A 5,150-nucleotide genomic window follows, 5' to 3' on the forward strand; every position below is an offset into this window, starting at 1 on the left:
TTGGGGCGCCTGTCTGTGTTCCTCTCCCATGAGGACATCCTCTCATCCGAGGTGTCCTGCCTCAGGGGGGAGGTCCACTAGGGCCACTGTGTGGTGTGTCCGTTCGCGAGCACCATCAGCCGTGGTCCCGCTGACCATCGCACGGTGGCCGCTCTGCGAGGCAGCTACGCCCGTGCAGCCCTGCTACCTACACCACCTGGTGGGACGCCACTAAGCGCGCGCTCGGGATCGTGATTGGAGGCCCGTAGTCGGCGCTAGTGGCCGGTCATCGCTCATGGCGGCCCCCGTAGCGTCGGGCAACGGCGGGTATAGGGCGCGCTTGCTGTCGCAGTGTCGCTGCGTTTCGCTGGCCACGGCAAGACGCCGGGCCGACAAGCGTTGTGCGCCGCCTCTACCAAGCCCGCGTCCGACGAGCCAGTGCCGACGATCACGCCAAGTGCGGCTGGAGTGTCAGGAGATGACCGACCTCCTTGTCTCTACGGTCCAGTTGGGTCTGGGCAGGTCAGGCTGGGGCGGTGATTCTGGCCAGGGCGGACGGCGGGACGGCGCAGGTTCGCCCATCCCGGGTCCCACAGTTCCAGGCGCCGCCGCGGTAGAGTACGCAGCCCGAATCCTGGCGATCTGACGGAACGGCCCGATCATGCCGACACGGTCGAGGACGCGAGCGCGGTGGTCACCGGTTCGGCGGCGCTGCGTGGCCGCCGTGGTCGCCGCGCTCCTGCTGCTCTCCCACCCTGCGGCCGCCGACGAGCGGGACGAGCTCGACAAGACCCGCCAGCGCCTGGGGGCGGTCGAGGCGGTGCTGCGCGACGCCCGGGCCGACGCCGGGGCGGTCGCGGGCGCCCTGGCCGCCGCCGACTTGGCCGTCGCCGTTGCCCGGGCCCGGCTGGGCGCGGCCACCCGCGAGCTGGAGGCGGCCCGGCGACGTCGGGCGGCGGCGCTGGCCGGCCTGGAGGCGGCCACCGACGAGGTCGGCCGGCAGGAGGCCCGGCTGGCCTGGCAGATCCGCCGCGCCTACATGACCGGCGGGGTGTCTGGGCTGTCCGTGGTCGTCCAGGCCAGCGACCTGCGCGACCTGCTGGAGCGGGCGGTCACCCTCGGCTACGTGATCAGGGCCGACCAGGACGTCCTAGGCCGGCTGGAGCTAGCACGCAGGCGATCGGTCCGGCTCCACGACGCCAGGGTCGAGGCCGAGCAGGCTCGCACCGCGGCCGCGGCCAAGGTGCGGCGCCAACTCGGCGAGCTGGAGCGGGTCCGGGCCGTCCGCCAGCAGGCCAAACAGAAGCTGGAGGTCCGCGTGGCCCGGCTGGCCGGGGCCGCCGCCGCCCTGCGCAGCCGCTCGGCCGAGCTGCGCCGCCTGATCCGCCAGGAGGAGCTGGCCCGGCAGGCGGCCGCCCGCGCCGGCGCCGGCGGTGGCGGGCGTCCCGCTGGGGGGTCGGGCGGCCGCTGCGACCTGTCGGGCACCTCGGCGGCCGAGCGCTGGATCATCATGCGCGAGTCCAGCGGCTACCCGACCGCCGACAACCCGACCTCCACGGCCTTCGGCCTCGGCCAGCTCCTGCTGGGCAACCGCATCCTCTACCTGGGCGAGGACTACGCCACCACCGACTGCGGCCGCCAGCTCTGGGCCTTCCGCGCCTATGTCCGCGACCGCTACGGCACCGCCGAGCGAGCCAAGGCCTTCTGGCAGGCCAACGGCTGGTACTGACCGGAGAGTGGGCGGAGACTCGCCGCCGCACCGCCCTGCCGCATCTCGGCACGGATTGGTCAGGCCGTCGAGGTCGCGGGGGGACCCTCCTGGTCCCACGACCAACAATCGCCTTGGCCAACGCCTTACGGACAGCAGCTACAGCTGAGTGTGCCGGCCGGCCCAGCCTCAACCCCATCGCGGCCTGCATGACGTCCGGCTCGGCAGGCAAGGCATCAGTCTGAATCCGCGCAGACGAGGGACATGGGCTACGGCGAGGACAGCTCGCCAACCACGCGACGGCGGAGCAGCCTCCACGTTTTGAGGCCGGCGTGGGTCTCGGCCCCCCGACCACACGCCGGCCTCGGCCTGAGGGGGATGCCACGAACGTCATCCTTGTCGGCGTGATGCTCGCGCCCAGGTAGCAAGGGCAACCTCACTCGCCAAGCAGCATGGACGGTGTTTGTTCCTGCTCTCCACCGATCAGTCCGGTCCTGGGAGTGTTCAGACCGGGGGTGATCATGACCAGCGGGCCGATGGGCGATGATGAGGGTCTGTTGACCGAGAAGGAGGCCGCGGCAATCTTGCAGCTGTCCCTGCCGGCGGTGCGGAAGCTTCGGTTGGCCGGATCAGGACCGCCGTATGTGATGATCGGTCGGCAGACCCGATACCGGCAGGCCGTCGTGCAAGGCTGGCTTGCCGGAGAGGGCCAGCGCAGCTCCGCGGCAGACAACCGCTAGCAGCTCTGGCCCAGCTCTTGGCGGTAGTTCAGGGAACGGCGTCACGGGTCAGACGGCTGGGGCAGTGCCCAGGTGGGGTGAGGCGATGGCAGAACGATCGAACCCGACCCCTGTGCGAGCACAGGAGGATGCTCCCGAGGTTGACGCGAGCCTGTCGGCCCATCCGGCAAGGCGCCGGCCGCGGCGTCTGCGCTGGCGGGCCAGGCCACGGCGACCTCCATGGTGGGAGGTACCGCCCCAGGGCTATCTGGAGGTGGAATCGCGACACAGCCCCACCAGTCCCCGAGCGCTACGCACCCTGGCCAGAGCGGCGGTCAAGGCGGGCCTGTGCTGGGATCCTGGCAACCCACTGCCCGTGCAGCGCTTTGTCGAAGCGCAAGAGCGAGCGCGCCTGGTGTTTCAGGCCCGACGGGAGCTGCCGAGAGTCACGGCGGTGGCCAGCCAGGTGATGCTGGTCGATAGCCGCTTGGCTAAGGCCGAGGAGGCACTGCGGCAGGCGGTCGGCCACCGTTCGGCCGCGACGGCCATCCCCGGTAGTCATGCCATCCACCGATCAGTGACCGTGGGCAGTGAGCCGACGACGGCGGCGGACGACCCGCCGGGGCAGTCACAGCGGTCCGCTATGGACGCCGGCTCCGAGCAGCCGGGCCCGCCGCCGATGCTCGACCGGTGGTCGGAGGCGGCCATTCTGGTGGTGATCGCCGGCGGTCAGGCGGCGTTGGCGTACACGGCAGCCCGCGATGGAGGGCTTGGACTGGTCGCGCTTGGGCCGCTCGCGGTGGCGTCGGCAGTCGGGTCCATCGCCGCCGCCCAGCTCGCCGCCCGCGGGCTCCACCGGCTCGGCGCCACCGCCGAGGGATCACCCGATCCCCGCCGGCGGCGCCAGCTGGACATAGGTGTCGCCGGCGGGGCGCTCGTCTGTGGGGTGACGTTGGCCACCGCCATCGGCCAGTTGGGGAGCCGGGCTGGCCGGCCAATCCTGGGACTGGCCCTGCTCGGCCTGGCGACCGCCGCCTCGTATGCCGCGACCCCGCGTTGGGCCGCAGCCGCCAACGCCTCCCGCTGGCGGTCAGTGACGAGTTGGCTGCGGCGACACCAGCAGAAGCGTCGCCGCCGTCAAGACCTCCGGGCGGCGCGGGTCCGCGAGGCGGCGGCGCAAGCGGCCGTCGGTCAACTGCGTGAGGAGCTCGCCGTGCTCGTGCCCCAGCTGTTCGCGGCCGAACAGTCCGCAGTGCTGTTCTGGCGCTACCAGGTCGCCATCGGTGACGCCACACAACGTGGGTTCGAGCAGCACCTGGCCGCCCAGAGCATGCGTCGGACTCGAGGCGTCTGGCGGCCGATCACCGAGTGGTGGCGCGGGGCGTCGCCGGCGCCGTCCGAGGCCGGGGCGGGGTTTGCCTCGGTCGGTAGTGAAGCGCCCGACTGGGCCAACCAGGTGGCGCAGGTGACCATGGCGGCCAAGCGGGTGCTGGTCCGCCGCGGGCTGCTCGACATCACCCACGGTCTGCGAATGCCGTCCCTGCCCGGAACCCCACCTCTCGACCACAACGGCAGCAGCCCGGCGGCAAGGAGCAACCCGGACCCCGTCAGCGGCGACGGCCACCACTGATCCATCGGAGAGTCCGGCCTGGACCGCGATGAGCCGGCGACCAGAGCCGTGCCAGGCTGAGGGCACACCAAGTGGCGGCCCATCGCTGTGCAGACGTGCGTTTGCGCTGGTCGCTACGGACCGTTCGGGGTGAAGTCAGGCGTTCCGACACCGGTGCTTGTAGATGGAGAACCGGCGTGGAGGATGCTCCTTGGAGAAGCGGTCTTCGTCGTCAGACTAGCTGCCCAGCCCGATGAATGGCCGCCTCGGTCAGGTTCTCGGCTGGTCGTCGGCGCGCAAGAAGGCGACGATCTCGCGGATGGCTCGCTTGCGGGTCAGCATGCTGGCGTGGCCCTTGTCCGGGTATAGGCGCAGGCGGCCGTTGGGGATGCGCTCGGCGGTCAGCCGGAACAGTCCCGGCCGGTAGTGCCGGTCTCGGCCGCCGGCGACCACCAGGGTCGGGGCGGTGATGCGGTGTAGCTGGGGGCAGGCGTCGAAGGTGTCCTCCGGACCAGCTCGGCGTACCGGCGCTGCACCTCCCGGCCGTGGGGCGACAGCCGGCAGGCGGTCGCGGCCAGCATCAGCCGGCGCACCAGCTGCGGGTGGTCGATGGCGAACTGTTGGGCGATCGAGCCGCTGGTGGAGATCCCATGGACCAACACCGGGTCCGGGAACTGGCGGGCGGTGACCTCGGCGTAATGGCCGGCCAGGTCCTTGATGGTCGCGCCGACCGGCAGCCCGGGCTGGCCGTTCACTGCGTAGATGGTGGCAGTGCCTGGCCAGGGGCGTGAGGGATTGCAGCTGGAACCGTCGTGCCAGGCCGGTGGGGTTGGCGTGCTCGGCGGTCAGCCCGGAGAACACCACTAGCACCGTCATGGCCGCCTGGGCGAGCAGGTTCGACGCCGGCGCCGACAGCGCGGTCCCCTGAGGATCGCGTCGCGGGCGACCGTATCGGCTTGCCCGTGCATTCAGAACACGTCGTAGGGATGCCGCCGCCGCAGCGCCACCACAGTGGAGGTCCCGCCGATGAGGTCGGCGTGCTCGCACCCTTGGTCCACTCGCCCTTGGACCAGGTGCTCTCCAGCAAGTGGCCCTCGCGCCGCATGCCCACCCGCTCCAGCACGGCGGCCGAGCC

Annotated in this window: 4 protein-coding genes; 3 read left to right on the forward strand and 1 reads right to left on the reverse strand. The window is 71.7% G+C overall.

Annotated elements, in window-relative coordinates; all coding sequences use genetic code 11:
* Positions 1–694: 694 nt before the first annotated feature.
* From VF468_24385 to VF468_24395, 3 genes are all read left to right on the forward strand, one after another.
* On the forward strand, positions 695–1,708 hold the full coding sequence (locus VF468_24385; protein HEX5881427.1) for a hypothetical protein: 1,014 nt from the start codon (positions 695–697) through the stop codon (positions 1,706–1,708).
* A gap of 500 nt (positions 1,709–2,208) precedes the next feature.
* The gene (locus VF468_24390; GenBank protein HEX5881428.1) at positions 2,209–2,427 is read left to right on the forward strand and encodes a helix-turn-helix domain-containing protein; all 219 of its coding nucleotides are present in this window, start codon (positions 2,209–2,211) and stop codon (positions 2,425–2,427) included.
* A 622-nt stretch (positions 2,428–3,049) separates the two neighbouring features.
* Positions 3,050–4,036: a hypothetical protein gene (locus VF468_24395; protein HEX5881429.1), complete on the forward strand. Its 987-nt coding sequence runs from the start codon at positions 3,050–3,052 to the stop codon at positions 4,034–4,036.
* A 380-nt stretch (positions 4,037–4,416) separates the two neighbouring features.
* Here the strand turns inward: VF468_24395 and VF468_24400 are convergent, their stop codons facing one another.
* Positions 4,417–4,770 carry an alpha/beta hydrolase gene (locus VF468_24400; GenBank protein ID HEX5881430.1) on the reverse strand — a complete coding sequence of 118 codons (354 nt, stop codon included), beginning with the start codon at positions 4,768–4,770 and terminating at the stop codon, positions 4,417–4,419.
* Positions 4,771–5,150: the final 380 nt, after the last annotated feature.

The sequence above is a fragment of the Actinomycetota bacterium genome, assembly GCA_036280995.1.
In the GTDB taxonomy this organism is placed as follows: Bacteria; Actinomycetota; CALGFH01; order CALGFH01; family CALGFH01; genus CALGFH01.